The organism is Nocardioides kribbensis, from assembly GCF_015070375.1.
GTDB lineage: Bacteria > Actinomycetota > Actinomycetes > Propionibacteriales > Nocardioidaceae > Nocardioides > Nocardioides kribbensis.
In genome coordinates this window covers 292,129-309,969 of record NZ_JADCLL010000006.1, presented here as the reverse complement: position 1 = coordinate 309,969, position 17,841 = coordinate 292,129, and the positions used below count along the sequence as shown (strand labels likewise).

Sequence of the window (17,841 nt, the reverse complement as noted above, 5' to 3'; positions counted from 1 at the left end):
GGGGCGACGGGGAACCGGTTGGCCGGGGACGGGCCCGGCTGGCTACCCTGGGAGCACAGGCGCTCGAGCCGTCATCAGCGGCGAGCCTCCGGAAGAACGGGCCGCGCGGTCCCCGACCGCGCGACCTCACTAGACCCGGACGGGTAGGCCCGTCACAGCCCGCAACGAGCGGCCCCGCCCGACGCACGCGCCCACCGGCGCGCACGGCGCGGCAGGGCAAGCGAGGTGGTACCGCGGTCCCCGTCAGGGAGTCGTCCTCGTGGTGAGGCAGCCCACGACCCGACGCACCGCAGGAGATGACCCCGATGACCTATCCCCAGGTCTCCACGGCCGGCCAGGCCGCCGTCCCGTCCGCGCCGCGCTTCCCCGAGATCGAGGAGAAGGTGCTGGCCTACTGGGCCGCCGACGGCACCTTCCAGGCCTCGGTGGAGCAGCGCAGCGCCGGCGACGACGGCTCGGGGGAGTTCGTCTTCTACGACGGCCCGCCCTTCGCCAACGGGCTGCCGCACTACGGCCACCTGCTCACCGGCTACGTCAAGGACCTCGTGCCGCGCTACCAGACGATGCGCGGCAAGCGCGTCGAGCGCCGCTTCGGCTGGGACACCCACGGCCTGCCCGCCGAGCTCGAGGCGATGCGGCTCAACGGCATCAAGACCACCGACGAGATCGTCGAGATGGGCATCGACAGGTTCAACGACGCGTGTCGCGAGTCGGTGATGAAGTACACCGGCGAGTGGCGCGACTACGTCACCCGCCAGGCGCGCTGGGTCGACTTCGACCACGACTACCGCACGATGAACCCCGACTACATGGAGTCGGTCATCTGGGCCTTCAAGAGCCTGCACGACAAGGGCCTGGTCTACGAGGGCTTCCGCGTGCTGCCCTACTGCTGGAACGACGAGACGCCGCTGTCGAACCACGAGCTGCGCATGGACGACGACGTCTACCAGAACCGCCAGGACCCCGCGGTCACCGTCGGCTACACCGTCCACGCCCGCGAGGGCGTCGAGGGCGACGCCGAGCTCGACGGCGCGAAGGTGCTCATCTGGACCACCACCCCGTGGACCCTGCCCTCCAACCTCGCCGTCATGGTCGGCTCCGACATCGACTACGTCGTCGTCGAGGCGCCCGTGCCCGGCACCGAGGCGACCGCGCGCTACCTGCTGGCCGAGGCCCGCCTGGGCGCCTACGCCCGCGAGCTCGGTGACGAGCCGGTCGTGCTCGCCCGCCGCCGCGGCGCCGACCTGGTCGGCCTCACCTACACCCCGCCCTTCTCCTACTACGCCGACCACGACCGCGCCTTCCGGGTCGTGGCCGCCGACGACGCCGTCACGACCACCGACGGCACCGGCGTGGTCCACACCGCCGGCGCCTTCGGCGAGGTCGACAAGGAGGTCACCGACCGCGAGGGCATCGAGGCGGTCATGCCGGTGGGCAAGGACGGTCGCTTCACCGCGCCGGTGACCGAGTACGCCGGCATGCAGGTCTTCGACGCCAACCCCCACGTGATCGACCACCTGCGCGCGGCCACCCGCGGCGCCACCGGCGAGGAGGCCGGCGCGGTCACCGCCGGCACCGTCCTGCTGCGCCGCGAGACCTACGACCACTCCTACCCGCACTGCTGGCGCTGCCGCGAGCCCCTCATCTACAAGGGCGTCTCGTCGTGGTTCGTCGAGGTCACCGCGATCAAGGAGCGGATGCTGGAGCTCAACCAGCAGATCCGCTGGGTGCCCGAGCACATCCAGGACGGCCAGTTCGGCCGGTGGCTGGAGAACGCCCGCGACTGGTCGATCACCCGCAACCGGTTCTGGGGCTCCCCGGTGCCGGTGTGGAAGAGCGACGACCCGGCCTACCCCCGCCTCGACGTCTACGGCTCCTTCGCCGAGCTCGAGCGCGACTTCGGCGACCTGCCCCGCAACGCCGACGGCGAGCGCGACCTGCACCGCCCCTGGGTCGACGAGCTGACCCGCCCCAACCCCGACGACCCGCGCCCCGAGGGCGAGCGCTCCACCATGCGCCGCGTCACCGACGTGCTCGACGTGTGGTTCGACTCGGGCTCGATGTCCTACGCCCAGGTGCACTACCCCTTCGAGAACGCCGACTGGTTCGACGGCACCGCCGCGGCCAAGGGCCACTTCCCGGGCGACTTCATCGTGGAGTACATCGGCCAGACCCGCGGCTGGTTCTACACCCTCCACGTCCTGGCCACCGCGCTCTTCGACAAGCCCGCCTTCTCGGCCTGCGTCAGCCACGGCATCGTCCTGGGCTCCGACGGCAACAAGATGAGCAAGTCGCTGCGCAACTACCCCGACGTGCGCGAGGTCTTCGACCGCGACGGCGCCGACGCCATGCGCTGGTTCCTCATGTCGAGCCCGATCCTGCGCGGCGGCAACCTCGTGGTCACCGAGCAGGGCATCCGCGACTCGGTGCGCCAGGTGATGATGCCGCTGTGGAACAGCTGGTACTTCTTCCAGCTCTACGCCAACGCCGCCGGCGAGGGCGGCTACACCGCGCAGCGCTCCACCGCCTCCACCGACCCGCTCGACCGCTACCTGCTGGCCAAGACCCGCCAGTACGTCGAGCAGATGACCGGCGCCCTCGACGACTACGCCGTCGCCGAGGCCTGCGACGTCACGCGCTCCTTCCTCGACGTGCTGACCAACTGGTACATCCGCCGCTCCCGCGAGCGCTTCTGGCAGGGCGACGCCGCGGCCTTCGACACCCTCCACACCGTGCTGGAGGTCGTCTGCCGCACGACCGCCCCGCTGCTCCCGCTCACCACCGAGGAGATCTGGCGCGGGCTGACCGGTGGCCGCTCGGTGCACCTCACCGACTGGCCGACGCCCGAGGAGCTGCCCGCCGACGACGCGCTGGTCGCGGCGATGGACCAGGTGCGCGACGCCTGCTCGGCCACCTCCGCGCTGCGCAAGGCCGGCCAGCTGCGCAACCGGCTGCCGCTGCCGGCCCTCACCGTGGTCGTGGCCGACCCCGCGCTGCTCGCCGGCTTCGAGTCGATCCTCGCCGACGAGGTCAACGTCAAGACCGTGCGGCTGCTGGGCGCCGACGCGCCCGAGGCGGCGTCGTACGGCGTGTCGCAGCGGCTCACCGTCAACGCGCGCGCGGCCGGGCCCCGGCTCGGGCGCGAGGTGCAGGTCGCGATCAAGGGCTCGAAGTCGGGCGACTGGTCGGTGGCCGAGGACGGCACCGTCACCGCGGGCGGTCTCGCGCTGGTCGAGGGGGAGTACACCCTGGAGACCGTCGCCGGCGCCGCCGACGACACCACCGCGGTGGGCCTGCTGCCCCGCGGCGGCGGCTTCGTGGTGCTCGACACCGCCGTCACCCCCGAGCTCGCGGCCGAGGGCCTGGCGCGCGACCTGGTGCGCGCGGTGCAGCAGGCGCGCCGCGACGCCGGCCTGGACGTCTCCGACCGGATCGCGCTGACCCTCACCGGCGGCCCGGCCGTGCGCGGGGCCGCCGCCACCCACGAGGCCCTCATCGCGCGGGAGACCCTGGCCACGTCGTTCTCGGTGGTCGACCCCGACCAGGGCGGCACGCCCACCGGGGCCACCGAGGTGGTGGTCGGCGACGGCGAGAAGGCCGGCGTGCACGTCGCCCGCGCCTGAGCCCGGCCGGGGCCGGGGAGCCACGGGCCGGTGACCCCGGCCCGTGGCCGGCCCGTGGCAGGGTGGGCCCATGGTGCTCGCGACGTGGAAGGACCTGTGCCTCGACGCGGTCGACGTGGAGGCGCAGTCACGCTTCTGGGCGGCGGTGACGGGCCTGGAGGAGCGCGACGACCCCACGCACCGCCACCTGGTCGGCCCCACGCCGCGCCACACGATCTGGGTCAACGCCGTCGACCGGCCCCACGTGACGAAGAACCGACTGCACCTCGACCTCGACTCCGGCCCCGTCGAGGAGCTCGTCGCACTGGGCGCGCGCGTGCTCTCGCGGCCCGCCGACACCGGCTTCGCGTGGCACGTGATGGCCGACCCCGAGGGCAACGAGTTCTGCGCCTTCGAGCGCGACGAGCCGCCGGCGGTGCGCCTGCACGGCATCGGGGTCGACTGCGTCGACCCGGGCCGCGTGGCCCGCTGGTGGGCGGACGTCCTCGGGGCCGAGGCCGTGCTTGACGAGGGCGGCTGGTGGACCGTGGCCGGCGTGGCCGCCGACGAGCGGATGACGCTGGACTTCAACGCGGTGCCCGAGCCCCGCACGGTGCCGCACCGGGTGCACTGGGACGTCACCGGCGACGTCGAGGCCCTGCTCGCCGCGGGCGCGCACCGGCGGTGGGAGACCGAGCACTGGTCGGTGCTCGGCGACCCCGAGGGCAATGAGTTCTGCGTGTTCGCACCCGAGTCCTGAGCGGGACCGCTCAGCCGTCGGCGAGCTCGACCTTCGTGGCCGCGATCCGCTCGAGCAGCTGCTCGAGGGCCTCCTCGAACTCGGTGGCCGAGTGGTCCTGGGCGAGGTCGGCGCGCAGCCGCGCCACCGTCGGGTGCAGCCGCAGCGCCTCGTTGTCCTCCTCGCCGTCGTCGACGACGTCGAGGGGGCCGATGTCGGCGCCGTGCGAGGCGACCTCGAGCAGCAGGTTGCCCAGCAGGAAACTGGTGAACGAGCGGTAGGCCGCCACCGCGGCCGCGTCGCTGAAGCCCTCGGAGGTCAGCCCGGCCAGGAACGACTCCACCCAGTCCAGGCTGCGCAGCGGCGGGCGCAGCCACGGCGCCTCGGGCGGGCGCGAGGCCACGAGCGGGAAGGCCTGGATGTGGGCGAGCGCCACGCGCCGCACCCCGTGGGCCATGCGCTGCAGAAAGTCCTGCCAGCCGTTGTCGGGGGTGCTGAGCACCTCGGGATCGGCGTACATGCCGGAGATGAGCGACTCGACGACGGCGTCGAGCAGGTCCTCCTTGCCCGGCACGTAGCGGTAGAGCGACATCGCCTCGACGCCCAGGCGCTTGCCCAGACGGCGCATCGAGAGTCCGCCGGGGCCGACCTCCTCGAGGAAGACCAGCGCCTCGGAGACGATCCGGTCGCGATCGAGCGGCACGCGGGCCGAGGGGGGTGCGCCGCCGGCCACGATGGCCGCGTCGGCGTCGGGCAGCGGGGGCTCCGCGCCGTCGCCGGGGGCAGGGCCGACCGCGGCCGCGTCGGTGACGGGCCGGTCGTGGTCGGGGTGCTCGGCGGGCGACATGGGGGTGCTCCTCGGCTGGGGGTTCCACGGTAGCGACGACCGCGGTGACGCCGTCGTCCGGGCCGACCCTCCGGCACGCGGTGGCGTGGGCGGGAGGGTGGGCCCGGACGACGGGGTGGAGCACGCGACCGGGGGGAGTCGCGGGGACGGTGCGGGGGCTGTGGTCAGCCGGGGTCGGCCGGGGTCAGCCGGGGTCGGCCGGGTCAGCGACCGAGACCGGCGCGGTCGACCTTGCGGTGGAAGTGCATGCCGGCCAGGCCGCCGAGCAGCGCGCCGACCAGGCTGACGACGACGACGCCGACGAGCACGGCGATGGCCTGCAGGGTGAGGTCGCCCGCGTCGACCGGGATGCGCGGGAAGGAGTTGACGTCGCCCAGCACGTCGTACTGCGAGCCGGCGACGGCGCCCAGGACGCCCACGACGATCGCGGCCACGACGGCCCAGGCCCACACGGCGAAGCCCTGCTTCATGCCGTCGAAGCGCGCCATGCGGCCGGCGACGTAGCCGCCGGAGTAGTAGGAGAGGAAGACGACGACCAGCACCAGGATGACGCCGGCCCAGCCGATCTCCTCGGCCTGCAGGCCGTTGCCGGTCGCCGCGTCGGCGACCTCGGAGGCGCTGGAGACCAGGCCCACGCCGGCGCCGGCGGCGGCGACGAGGGCGGTCAGCAGCACGGCCATGCCGGTGGCGGTGAGCCAGCCGAAGAAGGCGACGAAGGGCTTGATGCCCCCGAAGCGCTCGCGCTCGCGGTCGACGACGTCGCGGCGCGACTCGGTCGGGGTCGCGTCGTGGTTGTGGTCGTGCCCGGACCCGAGGGGTGAGGTGGCGGTCATGGCGTCCTGCTTTCGTCGAAGTGGTGACCGGGCCGCCCGTTTGACCGGGGGGCTACGGTGAAACTGACTTACGACGTAAGTCAACCGGAGCGGCCGCCGTGGCTGCTCACCCCGAAGGCCCGACCTGGGCCACAGACGAAGGAGTAGCCATGGGTATCGCCGACAAGGCCAAGAACGCCGCTCAGGACGCCGCCGGCAAGCTCAAGGAGGCCGTGGGCGACGTCACCAACAACGAGAAGCTCGAGGCCGAGGGCAAGAAGGACCAGGCCGCGGCCTCGGCCAAGAAGACCGGCGAGGGTGTCAAGGACGCCTTCAAGGGCTGACGTGGGCAAGCCCAAGCGCACGATCTTCCAGCTGCTCGGCTGGCTGGTCTGGAAGCTGCTGGCCCTCTTCGGGGTCAAGTTCGCCAAGGACAAGCTCAAGCAGGGCGAGCGCGGTCGCTGAGGTCCCCGAGACCTCCGCGACCGAGCGCCGCTCGCGCGCAGCCACCACGACCCCCGACTGCCGTCGGGGGTCGTGGTGCGTCCGGACACCGCCCGGTCGTCCGGCGTACGCCGGGGCGTCGCGCGCCGCCCGGGCCCGGCGCGCGCCCCGGCTGGTTGACTAGCGCCATGCCGCAGACGCCCGTGACGACCCCCGTGCTCGACCTGACCGCCGACGCGGTCACCCTCACCCGCCAGCTGTGCGACATCGAGTCGGTCAGCCTGGGCGAGCGCGACATCGCCGACGCGGTGGAGGAGGCGCTGCGGGCCCTGCCCCACCTGGAGGTGGTGCGCCGCGGCCACACGGTGGTGGCGCGCACCGACCTGGGCCTGGGCGACCGCGTCGTGATCGCGGGCCACCTCGACACCGTGCCGGTCAACGACAACATGCCCAGCCGTCTCGACGAGGCCACCGGCCTGCTGCACGGCCTCGGCACCTGCGACATGAAGGGCGGCGACGCCGTCATCCTGCGCCTGGCCGCCACCGTGACCGCGCCGGTGCGCGACGTGACCTACGTGCTCTACGAGGCCGAGGAGATCGACGCCGAGTTCAACGGCCTCCACAAGCTCTCCCAGTCGGACCCCGAGCTGATGACCGGCGACTTCGCGATCCTCATGGAGCCCTCCGACGCCGTGGTCGAGGCCGGCTGCCAGGGCACGCTGCGCGTCGAGGTCCGCACCCGCGGGGAGCGCGCCCACTCCGCGCGCAGCTGGAAGGGCGTCAACGCCATCCACGGCGCCGCCGACGTGCTGGCCCGCCTCGCCGGCTACGAGGCGCGACGCCCGGTCATCGACGGCCTGGAGTACCACGAGGGGCTCAACGCGGTCTTCATCCGCGGCGGGGTCGCGGGCAACGTGCTGCCCGACGAGTGCGTCGTCGAGGTCAACTTCCGCTTCGCGCCCGACCGCTCCGAGGCCGAGGCCGAGGCCTTCGTGCGCGACTTCTTCGACGGCTACGACGTCACCCTCACCGACACCGCCCCCGGCGCGCTGCCCGGGCTCGACCAGCCCGCCGCCAAGGCCTTCCTCGAGGCCGTCGGCGGCGTGGCCAACCCCAAGTTCGGCTGGACCGACGTCGCCCGCTTCAGCGCCCTGGGCGTGCCGGCGGTCAACTACGGACCCGGCGACCCGCTCCTGGCCCACAAGCAGGAGGAGCACGTGCCGGTCGAGCAGGTGCTGCGCTGCGAGCGACAGCTCGCCGCCTGGCTGCGCGGGGAGCAGGGCGGGGAGCAGGACGCGTGAGGCACAAGTTCAAGGGTCCGGTCATCCAGCGCCGCGACCAGGTCGACGGCTCCACCACCGACCAGCGCCTGCTCGACTCCCGCGGGCCCTCCGACTGGGTCCACACCGACCCGTGGCGAGTGCTGCGCATCCAGGCGGAGTTCGTGGAGGGCTTCGGGGCGCTGGCCGAGCTCGGCCCGGCGATCGGCGTCTTCGGCTCCGCCCGCACCCCGCTCGACCACCCCTCCTACGCCCAGGGCGAGGAGCTGGGCCGTCGCCTGGTCGACGCGGGCTTCGCCGTGATGACCGGCGGCGGGCCCGGCGCCATGGAGGCCGCCAACAAGGGCGCGAGCGAGGCCGGCGGCCTCAGCGTCGGGCTCGGCATCGAGCTGCCCTTCGAGTCCGGCCTCAACGAGTGGGTCGACATCGGGGTCAACTTCCGCTACTTCTTCGCCCGCAAGACGATGTTCGTCAAGTACGCCCAGGGCTTCGTCGTCCTGCCCGGCGGCCTCGGCACCCTCGACGAGCTCTTCGAGGCCCTCACGCTCGTGCAGACCCAGAAGGTCACCCGCTTCCCCGTCGTGCTGCTCGGCGTCGACTACTGGTCGGGGCTGCTGGCCTGGCTGCGCGACACCGTGCTCGCCGACGGCAAGATCTCCACCGCCGACCTCGACATGATGGTGCTCACCGACGACCTCGACGAGGCCGTCGACCTCATGGTGCGTGCCCGAGAGGAGCGTGCGTCGTGATGTGGTTCCTCGCCGTCCTCGGCGTGCTCCTCCTGGGCGGGATCGCCGTGGTCGCCTCGGGCCGCGGCACCCCGCTCGCCCCGGCCTACGACGACCGGCCCGACGCCCTCGTGCCCGCGGCCGGACCGCTGCGCCCCGACGACCTGCGACGCGTGCGCTTCTCCCTGGCCCTGCGCGGCTACCGCATGGACGAGGTCGACGCCCTGCTCGCCCGGCTCGCAGACCAGCTCGCCGACCAGCTCGCCGACCAGCGCGACGGGGCCGGCGGGGCCGGTGGGACCGCCGCGGGTGAGGTCGCTGCCGCGGAGGCAGAGGGGCCCGCCGACGGCGACGCTGCTGCGCCGTACGACGGCGACGCTGCTGCGCCGTACGACGGCGGTGGCCACGACCGGGCCGCGGGCGGTCGTGGCGACGCCCCACAGCCGTAGGGCACACTCTCCCGCGTGCTCGAACCGGTCGTCTACGTCCTGACCGCCCTCGCGGCGCTCGTCGTCGTGCTGACCAGGCTGCGGCTCGGAGGGGCCGCAGGAGGGGGCGGGCGCCACGTCGTGCCGCGCCGGCTGCTCACCGTGCACCTGCTCGCCGGGATCCTCGCACTGGTCGTGTGGACGGTCTTCCTGGTCTCGCCCGACGACTCCGCGCCCGGCAGCGCACTGGTCGGGGTCGTCGCGCTCGGCTTCTGGTGGGTCGTGGCCGGCGCCGGGCTGCTGCTGCTGGCCCGCTGGCTGCCCAGCAAGGGGCGCCACGCGGGGGAGGGCACCTCCGACGCGTGGGCAGGAGGACCGTGGCTCTCCCTGCTGGCCCACCTCGGCATGGCCGCGGGGGTCGTCGTGTTCACCTACGCCTACGTCAGCTCCGCGGTCTGAGGCCGCCCCCGGCCGGCGTCGCGGGAGGACCGGCTCGCCGCGCGGAGGCCCGCGCGGGGGCGCACGAGGACGGTCGCGAGCGGCGTCCGCGAGCGCGCGGCCGTGACCAACCACGAGGCGGTGCTCCCGGTCGGAGGGTCCATGGGGGATAATGGTCACGCACGACCGGGACGCACCCGCGACCCCGGCGCGCACACCTGAGTTCACGACATGTGGGGAAGAGGTGCCGGATGGCGGCGATGAAGCCGCGGACGGGCGACGGTCCGCTGGAGGTCACCAAGGAAGGACGCGGCATCGTCATGCGCGTCCCGCTCGAGGGTGGTGGCCGACTGGTGGTCGAGCTCAACGCCGAGGAGGCCGGGAATCTCGGCGACGCCCTCAAGGACGTCGTCGGCTGATCGGCTGATGCCCCCCACGACGGCTCCGACAGCGGGTCACACCCTCCCCACCCAGGTCACCCCGCCGGGGTTCGCGCTCAGCGACCTCGGCCCCCACGCGATCCTCGGCGTCGACGTGGTCGCCCTCCCGGTCCTGCAGGCCGACGAGGACGACCGCGACGCCGGCGAGCGCCGTGCGGACGACCCCGGGCCCCGGCTGCTGCTGGGTCCGGGCGCCGAGGAGCTCTCCGAGCTGCTCGGCGTCGACCTGATCGCCCTGCTGGAGGCCGAGAGGGCCACCGGCAGGGCAGGGGAGATCACCCGTCTGCCGGTGCCGCTGGGGGGCCCCGACAACGCCGAGCTCCGCTCGGTCCTGCTCGTCGGCACCGGCAAGCAGAGCCCCACCGACCTGCGCCGCGCCGGCGCGGCGCTCGCCCGGGCGACCAAGGGTCGCTCGGCCGTGGCCACCTCCGTGCCGGCCGTCGCCGACTCCGCGGGCCTCGAGGCCTTCGTGGTCGGCCTGATGCTGGGCTCCTTCGTCTTCCACTGGAAGTCCGAGCCGCCCGCTCAGGGCCCCGTCGAGAGGGTGGTCCTCACCGACCTGCCCGACTCCGAGGCCCATGTGCTCGCCCGCGCCATCGCCGTCGGCGGCGCCGGGTGGCGCGCCCGGCTCCTGGCCACCGTGCCCTCCAACCTCAAGAGCCCCGCCTGGCTCGCCGACCAGGCCGTCGCCGCGGCCGAGGAGGCCGGCCTCGCCGTACGCGTCTGGGACGAGCGCGAGCTCGTCGCCGAGGGCTTCGGCGGCATCGTCGGCGTCGGTCAGGCCTCGGCCACGCCGCCGCGGCTGATCCGGCTCGACTACACCCCCGACGGCGCGTCGCGCCGCACCCCGACCGTGGTGCTCGTCGGCAAGGGCATCACCTTCGACACCGGTGGCCTCTCGATCAAGCCCGGCGAGGCCATGACGACGATGAAGCGCGACATGACCGGCGGTGCCGTCGTGATCGCCACCATGGCCGCGCTCGGCGCCGTCGGCTGCCCGGTCAGGGTGGTCGGCCTCGTGCCCGCCGCCGAGAACGCCGTCTCCGGCGACTCCGTGCGACCCGGCGACGTGCTGCGCCACTGGGGCGGACGTACCTCCGAGGTCACCAACACCGACGCCGAGGGCCGCCTGGTCATGGCCGACGCCCTCGCCTACGCCGCCGCCGAGATCGAGCCCGCCGCCATGGTCGACGTCGCCACCCTCACCGGGGCGATGAAGGTCGCGCTCGGGCAGCGCACGGGCGGCTACTTCGCCAACGACGACGCCCTCGCCGGTGCGCTCGAGGACGCCGCCGAGTCGGCGGGCGAGCCCTTCTGGCGCTTCCCGCTCGCCGAGGTCTACGAGGAGAAGATCGCCTCCAAGGTCGCCGACGCCGACAACGCGGGCGGCGGGCCGGGCGCCATCACCGCCGCGCTCTTCCTCCAGCACTTCGTCGGCGACGTGCCGTGGGCCCACCTCGACATCGCCTCCGCCGGTGACGCCCCCTCCGACTTCCACGAGTGGACCGCGGGCCCCACCGGCTTCGGTGCCCGCACCCTGCTGGCCTGGCTGGGCGGCGACGACCCGCTCGCCGGGGTGCGCGGGGCCTGAGGCCCGCCCGGGGGCTGCACGCCCCCGGCGACCGGCGGCGCTGGTGCATGCGGTCGGGCCCGTCGCGGGCTCCGACCGGCGCAGGATCGGCGCAGGACCGGCGCGCGCGCCCGGGGTGCGCGCGGGCCCGGCCGGCCCGCGGGGTCGGGGGCGCGGGCGGTCGGGCGCCAGCGGCGTACGGGTCGGTCAGACCGCGGCGGGGTCCCAGACCTTCTTGGCGCACAGCAGGCCGTCGCCGACCGGCAGCAGCACCGAGAGCAGGCCCTCGTGGGCGGCGATCTCGCGGCCCAGCTCGCGGATGGCGACGGTCTCGGAGTCGCGCTGGGCGGGATCGGCGACCTTGTCGTGCCACAGGGCGTTGTCGAAGGCCACCACGCCGCCGGGGCGCAGCAGGCGGAGGGCCTCGGCGAGGTAGGCGGAGTACTCCGACTTGTCGCCGTCGCAGAAGACGAGGTCGTAGTGGCCGTCGGTGAGCCGGGGGAGCACGTCGAGGGCGGAGCCGGAGATGGTGCGGGCCCGCTGGCTGGGGATGCCGGCCTCGGAGAAGCCCTGGCGCGCCAGGCGCTGGTGCTCGGCCTCGATGTCGACGGTGGTCAGCACACCGTCGGAGCGCATGCCCCGCAGCAGCCACAGGCCCGAGACGCCCGTGCCGGTGCCGATCTCGACGACCGCGCGCGCGTCGAGCACCGAGGCCAGGAAGCGCAGGGCCGCGCCGCCGCCGGGGCTGATGGCGACCACGCCGACCTCCTCGGCGCGGGCGCGCGCGGCGGAGACCACCTCGTCCTCGGCGACGTGGGCCTCGGCGTAGGACCAGCTCGCTGCGGTGATCGGGGTGGTGATGACGGCCTCCTGAGGGACGGTCCGGCGGGGCGGGTGCCCCGCGCGGCACGGTGGGGGTGCCCAACCTATCGCCTGCGGTGCGGGTGGTGCGACGCCCCGCGCGCGGGCCCGCCCCGGCCGGTCCCGCCGCCCGGCCCGCCGTACCCGCCGGCCCCGCCGCCCGCACCACCGGCACCACCCGTCACAGCTGTCGGCCCGGACCCGCACCTGTCGGCCCACGCGTCGGCCGACAGGTGCGGGTTTCGCCAGCCGGCTAGTGAAACCCGCGCCGGGAACGCCCAGCCCCCCGAGCGCGTTGAGCAGGACGAGGCACGAAGCGCACCGGCTCACAGGGTTTCCTCAGACAGGGTCCCTACGGTGTGGGGGAGGACGCGATGCTGCTCAGGTCGAAGGGGACCGCGATGGAGGCTCGACAGGTCGACGACACGGTCGTCGGGTCCGACACGCCGCCGGAGGTGCCGAGTTGGGACGAGGTCGTCGAGCGCCACTCCGACCGCGTCTACCGCCTGGCCTACCGCCTCACCGGCAACCGCCACGACGCCGAGGACCTCACCCAGGAGGTCTTCGTGCGGGTCTTCCGCTCGCTGGACTCCTACACCCCCGGCACCTTCGAGGGCTGGCTGCACCGCATCACCACCAACCTCTTCCTCGACCAGGCGCGTCGCAAGCAGCGGATCCGCTTCGACGCCCTCTCCGACGAGCGGGCCGACCGGCTCACCAGCAGCTCCCCGGCCCCCGACGCGGCCTTCGCCGACCAGCAGTTCGACGACGACATCGAGCGGGCCCTGGCCACGCTGCCCCCCGACTTCCGCGCCGCGGTCGTGCTCTGCGACGTCGAGGGCCTGTCCTACGACGAGATCGCCCAGATCCTCGACGCCAAGCTCGGCACCGTGCGCTCCCGCATCCACCGCGGCCGCGCCATGCTCCGCACCGCCCTGTCCCACCGCGCCCCCTCGGCCGGCCGCCTGCGCTACTCCGGTCCGGCCGCCGACGCGCCGCCGGTCGCGGTGCAGGTCTCCGGCGGGGCGCAGCGGTGATCGGGCACCTCGGCCCCCGCGTCAGCGCCCTCCTCGACGGCCAGCTGTCGGGCGAGGAGGAGGAGCGCGCCTGGGCCCACGTGCACAGCTGCCACTCCTGCCGCGACCTCGTCGAGCGCGAGGGCTGGATCAAGACCCGGCTCTCGGGACTGTCCGGCGACCCGGCCGGCTCGGCGCCGTCGGCGCTCAAGGGCTCCATCCTCGGCGTCCCTCCGTACGCCGGGCCCGGACCGGCCGCGTCGCTGGGCGCCATCGGCGCCGACCACGCCGCGGGCGTCGCCCCGCGCGGCTGGTCGCACCCGCCCGCCCGGTCGCGTCGTGCCCCGGCCGTCGTCGCGCTGGGTGGCGGCGCCCTCGGGGCGGCCGTGCTCGGGGTGCTCGCCCTGGGCGTCGCGCCCGCCACGGCGCCCACCGGCGACCGGCGTCCGCCGGCGGCCTCGATCGACCGGCCGGTCGACACCGCGTCCCCGTCGACCTCCTCGCCGCGCTCCGCCGATCCTGCGCCCGCCACCGTGGCCTCGATCGCCTCCGCCGGGCTCGGCCCGGTGGTCGGACCCGCCCTGGGCTGGTCGGTGGCCAGCGCCGTCGACCCCGACCGGCGCTGACCCGCACCGAGCCCGACCCGCACCGCTCCCGACCGGCGCCGACCCGCGCCCGGCCGGACGCCGACGCGGCCGGCCGCGGAGGTGGTCCACCCCTCCGGGCCTGCAGCGGTTGCGGGCCACCGGTCATGATGGTGCGGTGAACGACGAGCACCAGCACGGCCAGGCCGACGGCGAGCCCACGCAGCCGGTGGGTCCGCTGCCTCCTGCGGCCGCGCACGACCCGGCGGGGTCCTGGCAGGCGCCGGCGCCCCACGACGCTCCCGCCGACCGGTCGACCCCGCCCTCCTGGGTGCCTCCGCAGCAGCAGCCGGCGCCCTACCGCGAGCCGTGGGGCGGCTACCCCGCGCCCGGCACGACGCCCTTCCCCGTGGGGGGCTTCGCGGGCCAGCCGGCCCAGCCCGGCGCTCACCCGGGCCAGCCCCACGCGCGCCACGCGACGACCAAGGGACGTGTGAGCGGCTGGGTGTGGCCCGTGGTCGCCGTGCTCGCGCTGGTGGTGGGCGTGCTCGGCGGCGTGGCCGGCAGCGTCGGCTACGAGAACCTGCGCTCCGACGACACCCCCGGCACCGTCGCCGACGGCCTCGCCGGCGTCGACACGGTCACCGAGGCCCCGCTGGCCGCCGAGGACGGCACGGTCGCGGCGGTCGCCGACGCCCTGCTGCCGAGCACGGTGCAGATCGTCGCGGAGTTCGAGGGCCAGGACGGCGGCGCCACCGGGTCGGGCTTCGTGCTCGACCGGCAGGGTCACATCGTCACCAACAACCACGTCGTGGCCGACGCCGCCGACGACGGCGGTCCGATCGAGATCGTCGACCAGGACGGCAACCGCTACGACGCCACCGTCGTCGGCCGCAGCCCCGTCTACGACCTGGCCGTCCTCGTCAGCGAGGAGGCCACCGGGCTCGAGCCCGCCTCGCTCGGCGCGTCCGGCAAGCTCCGCGTGGGCGAGACCGTCGTGGCCTTCGGCTCCCCGCTGGGCCTCAGCTCCACCGTGACCGCGGGCATCGTCAGCGCCCTGCAGCGCCCCGTGACGACCGGCCAGTCGGCCGACCAGTCCTCCTACATCAACGCCGTGCAGACCGACGCCGCCATCAACCCCGGCAACTCCGGCGGGCCGCTGGTCAACCTGCTCGGCCAGGTCGTCGGCGTCAACTCCGCCATCGCCACCACCGGCGGCGGCCTGGGCGGGGAGTCGGGCAACATCGGCGTGGGCTTCGCGATCCCCGTCGAGCAGGTGCGCATCACCGCCGACCAGATCCTGCGCACGGGCGAGGCGAGCTACCCCGTCATCGGCGCCGAGGTGCAGACCGGCGGGCAGGGCGGCGACGGCGCCGAGATCAGCCGGGTCGTGGCCGACGGCGCCGCGGCCGAGGCCGGCCTGGAGGAGGGCGACGTGGTCACCGCGGTCGACGGCGAGCGCGTCACCGACGGCATCGCCCTCATCGTCAGCATCCGCTCGAACCAGCCCGGCGAGACCATCGAGCTCACCGTGCAGCGCGGCGGCGAGGAGCGGCAGGTCGACGTCGTGCTGCGCTCCGAGGTCGGCTGAGCCCGGAGGCGTCGGGCGCCTGGCGGCGCCCGGCCAGGCACCACCGCTAGGGCTCGGGGCGCTCGGCGGCCTCGACGTAGGGGTGCTCGTCGACGAACGTGCGGGTCTCGGCGTACATCCGCTCGATGAACTGCTCCAGCTGCTCCGACTCCACGCGCCACTGGCCGCGGCCGCCGATCTTGATCGCCGGCAGGTCGCCGCGGCGCACCAGCGCGTAGACCTGGGCGCTGGAGGTGTTGAGCACCTCGGCCACGTCGGCGAGAGTGAGGAAGCGAGGCGACGCCATGACCCCATCGTCGCACCTGCCTCCGACGCGCGGCACGAGCGGTGGTCCGGACCTGTGGAGAGACGATGTCTGTCTCCGGCGTCGCTGGGCATGATGGCGCCGTGGCCAGGAAACTCGGGAGCACTCCGTCACCACCCCAGCCGTCGGCGGCCCTCGCGCCGCCCGCCGCGCAGCGCACGCGGTCACCGGGATGGCGCGACCCGCGGCTGTGGATCGGGGTGGCCATCGTGGCGGGCTCCGTCGTGCTCGGTGCGCGCCTGCTGGCCGCGGCCGACGAGACGGTCGCGGTCTGGGCGGCCGCCGACGACCTCGGCCCGGGTGAGCGGATCGACGCCGGCGACCTCGAGGCGCAGCGGGTGCGCTTCGCCGACGACACCGACCTCGCGCGCTACTGGAGCGCCGACGAGGAGCTGCCGGGCGACCTGACCCTGGTGCGGGGGGTCGGGGCGGGGGAGCTGCTGCCGCGCGGGGCCACCGGTCCGGCCGGGGAGGCCGACCTGCGCGTCGTGCCCGTCGCGGTCGACCCCGGGCTCGTGCCGAGCGGGGTCGGGCCCGGCGTCGTCGTCGACATCTACGTGCTCGACGGTGCCGGCGCGCTCGCGGAGGGCGACGCGGGCGCGGCGGGAGCGGCCGACGCCGAGGAGAGCCGCATCGAGGGCCTCTCGGTGGTGGGCGTGGCCGCCGACTCCGAGGGCTTCGCCGCCTCGGGCCAGCAGCGTCTCGACCTCGCGATGAGCCCCGAGCAGGCCGACCGGTACTTCGCCCTGCTGGCCTCGCTGGGCGACCCGGTCGTGACCGTGCTGCTGGGGGGCTGACCCGTGCCTGACCGCACCGCCGTCGTGCTGGTCGTCGCCTCCGGGGCGGCGTGGGAGTCCCCGGCGCTCCAGCACCTCAACGCCCGCCCCGGCGTGGTCGTGCTCAAGCGCTGCGTCGACGTCGACGACCTGCTCGCCTCGGCCGCCGCCGGTCAGGCCGACGTCGCCGTGCTCGGCCTGGACTCCCCGGGCCTCGACCTGGCCGCCGTCGACCACCTGCGCCGCCACGGCGTGCGGCCGGTCGCCGTCGTGCCCTCCGCGCTCTCCCCGGAGGCGGCCCGGCTGCGGGCCTCGCGCATCGCGATCTCCTCGATCGTGCCGGAGACCCGCCTCGACTCCCTGCCCGAGGCGGTCACCGCGCCCGAGGAGCCGCCGCCCACACGCCCGGCCGGCGGCGGCGCCCCGGTCGCCGCGACCCCCACCGCGCCGCGTCCCGCTCCGCCGGAGCCCGAGTCGGCGCGCGACCGGCCCGCCGCGGCCCCCGCGTCCCCGTCGGTGCCCGGCCGCGTGGTCACGGTGTGGGGCCCCGCCGGCGCCCCGGGTCGTACGACGATCGCCGCCGGTCTCGCGGCGGTCCTGGCCGGGCGCGGCGCGCGCACGGTGCTGGTCGACGCCGACCCCCAGGGAGGGGCGGTGGCCCAGCAGCTGGGCATCCTCGACGAGGTCTCGGGCCTGCTCGCCGCGGCGCGTCTGGCCTCGGCGGGCATGGTCGAGGAGCGGTTCGCCAGCGTGCAGCGCTCCCTGGGGCCGCACCTCTCGGTGGTGACGGGCCTGCCGCGTGCCGACCGCTGGGCCGAGGTGAGGGCCGGCGCCCTGGAGCACCTGCTGGAGGTCGGGAGGGAGCAGGCGCAGGTGGTGGTCGACACCGGGTCGAGCCTCGAGGGCGATCTCGGTGCGGAGCTGTCGGGGCGACCGGGGCGCAACCACCTCACCCTGGCCGCCGTCGACGTGGCCGACACCCTCGTGGTGGTGGGCACGCCCGACCCCGTGGGCCTCTCCCGGCTGGCCCGCGGCCTGGCCGAGCTCCACGAGCACACCGGGGGGCGCCCCGTCCACGTCGTGGTCAACCGGATGCGGGCGACCCTCGGCTGGAGCGAGAAGGACGTGGCGGCGATGGTGGCCGGCTTCGGCCGGGTGGAGGGCCTGCACTTCCTGCCCGACGACCGGGCCGGGGTCGACCGCGCCCTCGTCGCGGGTCGCACGCTCACCGAGTCGGGGGACACCCCGCTCGTGCGCGCCCTGGCGCCGCTCGCCGACGCCCTCGTCCCCGACGTGGCGCGCGAGCACGCCGTGGCCCGCTCGAGCCGGGGCACGCGGGCGCGCCGACGCGCCCGGTGAGCACCGGGCGCGACCCGGCGAC

General features: G+C 75.0%; 18 protein-coding genes. 14 read left to right on the top strand and 4 right to left on the bottom strand.

The window, feature by feature from the left end; all coding sequences use genetic code 11:
- The first annotated feature begins 305 nt into the window (after positions 1-305).
- Together ileS and IR170_RS14660 are read left to right on the top strand one after the other, a co-directional pair.
- A complete protein-coding gene (gene ileS / locus IR170_RS14665) occupies positions 306-3,623 on the top strand; it encodes an isoleucine--tRNA ligase (RefSeq protein ID WP_193665159.1) in 3,318 nt (1,105 codons plus the stop codon).
- Positions 3,624-3,693: 70 nt separating this feature from the next.
- The gene (locus IR170_RS14660) at positions 3,694-4,362 is read left to right on the top strand and encodes a VOC family protein (RefSeq protein WP_193665157.1); all 669 of its coding nucleotides are present in this window, start codon (positions 3,694-3,696) and stop codon (positions 4,360-4,362) included.
- Positions 4,363-4,372: 10 nt separating this feature from the next.
- On the opposite strand, the gene IR170_RS14655 is transcribed toward IR170_RS14660, so the two are convergent.
- Together IR170_RS14655 and IR170_RS14650 are read right to left on the bottom strand one after the other, a co-directional pair.
- Complete coding sequence (locus IR170_RS14655; protein WP_193665155.1) at positions 4,373-5,188, bottom strand: TetR/AcrR family transcriptional regulator C-terminal domain-containing protein; 816 nt, start codon at positions 5,186-5,188, stop codon at positions 4,373-4,375.
- Positions 5,189-5,391: 203 nt separating this feature from the next.
- Positions 5,392-6,021 (bottom strand): hypothetical protein, encoded by a 630-nt coding sequence (locus IR170_RS14650; protein ID WP_193665153.1) that lies wholly within the window; start codon positions 6,019-6,021, stop codon positions 5,392-5,394.
- A 149-nt stretch (positions 6,022-6,170) separates the two neighbouring features.
- On the opposite strand from IR170_RS14650, the gene IR170_RS14645 reads away from it, so the two are divergent.
- The 7 genes from IR170_RS14645 (at position 6,171) to IR170_RS14615 (ending at position 11,349) form a co-directional block, all read left to right on the top strand.
- Positions 6,171-6,344, top strand: a complete 174-nt coding sequence (locus tag IR170_RS14645; protein WP_193665151.1) for a CsbD family protein — start codon at positions 6,171-6,173, stop codon at positions 6,342-6,344.
- Positions 6,345-6,632: 288 nt separating this feature from the next.
- Positions 6,633-7,745: a succinyl-diaminopimelate desuccinylase gene (dapE, locus tag IR170_RS14640; RefSeq protein WP_056862283.1), complete on the top strand. Its 1,113-nt coding sequence runs from the start codon at positions 6,633-6,635 to the stop codon at positions 7,743-7,745.
- The gene (locus IR170_RS14635) at positions 7,742-8,473 is read left to right on the top strand and encodes an LOG family protein (RefSeq protein ID WP_319805103.1); all 732 of its coding nucleotides are present in this window, start codon (positions 7,742-7,744) and stop codon (positions 8,471-8,473) included. Before dapE ends, IR170_RS14635 begins: the two co-directional genes overlap by 4 nt.
- A complete protein-coding gene (locus tag IR170_RS14630; protein WP_193665149.1) occupies positions 8,473-8,901 on the top strand; it encodes a DivIVA domain-containing protein in 429 nt (142 codons plus the stop codon). Before IR170_RS14635 ends, IR170_RS14630 begins: the two co-directional genes overlap by 1 nt.
- Before the next feature lie 15 nt (positions 8,902-8,916).
- Positions 8,917-9,339 (top strand): hypothetical protein, encoded by a 423-nt coding sequence (locus IR170_RS14625; protein ID WP_193665147.1) that lies wholly within the window; start codon positions 8,917-8,919, stop codon positions 9,337-9,339.
- A gap of 230 nt (positions 9,340-9,569) precedes the next feature.
- Positions 9,570-9,737, top strand: coding sequence for a DUF3117 domain-containing protein (locus IR170_RS14620; protein ID WP_082499897.1), 168 nt, complete (start codon positions 9,570-9,572; stop codon positions 9,735-9,737).
- A gap of 7 nt (positions 9,738-9,744) precedes the next feature.
- Positions 9,745-11,349: a leucyl aminopeptidase family protein gene (locus IR170_RS14615; protein ID WP_193665145.1), complete on the top strand. Its 1,605-nt coding sequence runs from the start codon at positions 9,745-9,747 to the stop codon at positions 11,347-11,349.
- Positions 11,350-11,535: 186 nt separating this feature from the next.
- Here the strand turns inward: IR170_RS14615 and IR170_RS14610 are convergent, their stop codons facing one another.
- Positions 11,536-12,177 carry an O-methyltransferase gene (locus IR170_RS14610; RefSeq protein ID WP_406603384.1) on the bottom strand — a complete coding sequence of 214 codons (642 nt, stop codon included), beginning with the start codon at positions 12,175-12,177 and terminating at the stop codon, positions 11,536-11,538.
- A gap of 413 nt (positions 12,178-12,590) precedes the next feature.
- On the opposite strand from IR170_RS14610, the gene sigE reads away from it, so the two are divergent.
- The 3 genes from sigE (at position 12,591) to IR170_RS14595 (ending at position 15,380) form a co-directional block, all read left to right on the top strand.
- Entirely contained in the window at positions 12,591-13,226 is a 636-nt protein-coding gene (gene sigE, locus IR170_RS14605; protein WP_193665143.1) for an RNA polymerase sigma factor SigE, read from the top strand.
- Positions 13,223-13,831 carry a zf-HC2 domain-containing protein gene (locus IR170_RS14600; RefSeq protein ID WP_193665140.1) on the top strand — a complete coding sequence of 203 codons (609 nt, stop codon included), beginning with the start codon at positions 13,223-13,225 and terminating at the stop codon, positions 13,829-13,831. The genes sigE and IR170_RS14600 overlap by 4 nt, the downstream gene beginning before the upstream one ends.
- Positions 13,832-13,967: 136 nt before the next feature.
- Positions 13,968-15,380: a S1C family serine protease gene (locus IR170_RS14595; protein WP_193665138.1), complete on the top strand. Its 1,413-nt coding sequence runs from the start codon at positions 13,968-13,970 to the stop codon at positions 15,378-15,380.
- Positions 15,381-15,426: 46 nt separating this feature from the next.
- On the opposite strand, the gene IR170_RS14590 is transcribed toward IR170_RS14595, so the two are convergent.
- Positions 15,427-15,666, bottom strand: coding sequence for a helix-turn-helix domain-containing protein (locus tag IR170_RS14590; protein WP_056862290.1), 240 nt, complete (start codon positions 15,664-15,666; stop codon positions 15,427-15,429).
- A gap of 218 nt (positions 15,667-15,884) precedes the next feature.
- Between IR170_RS14590 and IR170_RS14585 the strand changes: the two genes are divergently transcribed.
- Together IR170_RS14585 and IR170_RS14580 are read left to right on the top strand one after the other, a co-directional pair.
- Complete coding sequence (locus tag IR170_RS14585; protein ID WP_193665135.1) at positions 15,885-16,481, top strand: hypothetical protein; 597 nt, start codon at positions 15,885-15,887, stop codon at positions 16,479-16,481.
- A 3-nt stretch (positions 16,482-16,484) separates the two neighbouring features.
- On the top strand, positions 16,485-17,819 hold the full coding sequence (locus tag IR170_RS14580) for an AAA family ATPase (RefSeq protein ID WP_193665133.1): 1,335 nt from the start codon (positions 16,485-16,487) through the stop codon (positions 17,817-17,819).
- Positions 17,820-17,841: the final 22 nt, after the last annotated feature.

Coding starts and splice junctions, on each gene's coding strand:
- IR170_RS14650 (WP_193665153.1), bottom strand. CDS start 6,021: ATGACCGCCACCTCACCCCTCGGGTCCGGGCACGACCACAACCACGAC.
- IR170_RS14630 (WP_193665149.1), top strand. CDS start 8,473: ATGTGGTTCCTCGCCGTCCTCGGCGTGCTCCTCCTGGGCGGGATCGCC.
- ileS (WP_193665159.1), top strand. CDS start 306: ATGACCTATCCCCAGGTCTCCACGGCCGGCCAGGCCGCCGTCCCGTCC.
- IR170_RS14660 (WP_193665157.1), top strand. CDS start 3,694: ATGGTGCTCGCGACGTGGAAGGACCTGTGCCTCGACGCGGTCGACGTG.
- IR170_RS14645 (WP_193665151.1), top strand. CDS start 6,171: ATGGGTATCGCCGACAAGGCCAAGAACGCCGCTCAGGACGCCGCCGGC.
- dapE (WP_056862283.1), top strand. CDS start 6,633: ATGCCGCAGACGCCCGTGACGACCCCCGTGCTCGACCTGACCGCCGAC.
- sigE (WP_193665143.1), top strand. CDS start 12,591: ATGGAGGCTCGACAGGTCGACGACACGGTCGTCGGGTCCGACACGCCG.
- IR170_RS14620 (WP_082499897.1), top strand. CDS start 9,570: ATGGCGGCGATGAAGCCGCGGACGGGCGACGGTCCGCTGGAGGTCACC.
- IR170_RS14615 (WP_193665145.1), top strand. CDS start 9,745: ATGCCCCCCACGACGGCTCCGACAGCGGGTCACACCCTCCCCACCCAG.
- IR170_RS14590 (WP_056862290.1), bottom strand. CDS start 15,666: ATGGCGTCGCCTCGCTTCCTCACTCTCGCCGACGTGGCCGAGGTGCTC.
- IR170_RS14655 (WP_193665155.1), bottom strand. CDS start 5,188: ATGTCGCCCGCCGAGCACCCCGACCACGACCGGCCCGTCACCGACGCG.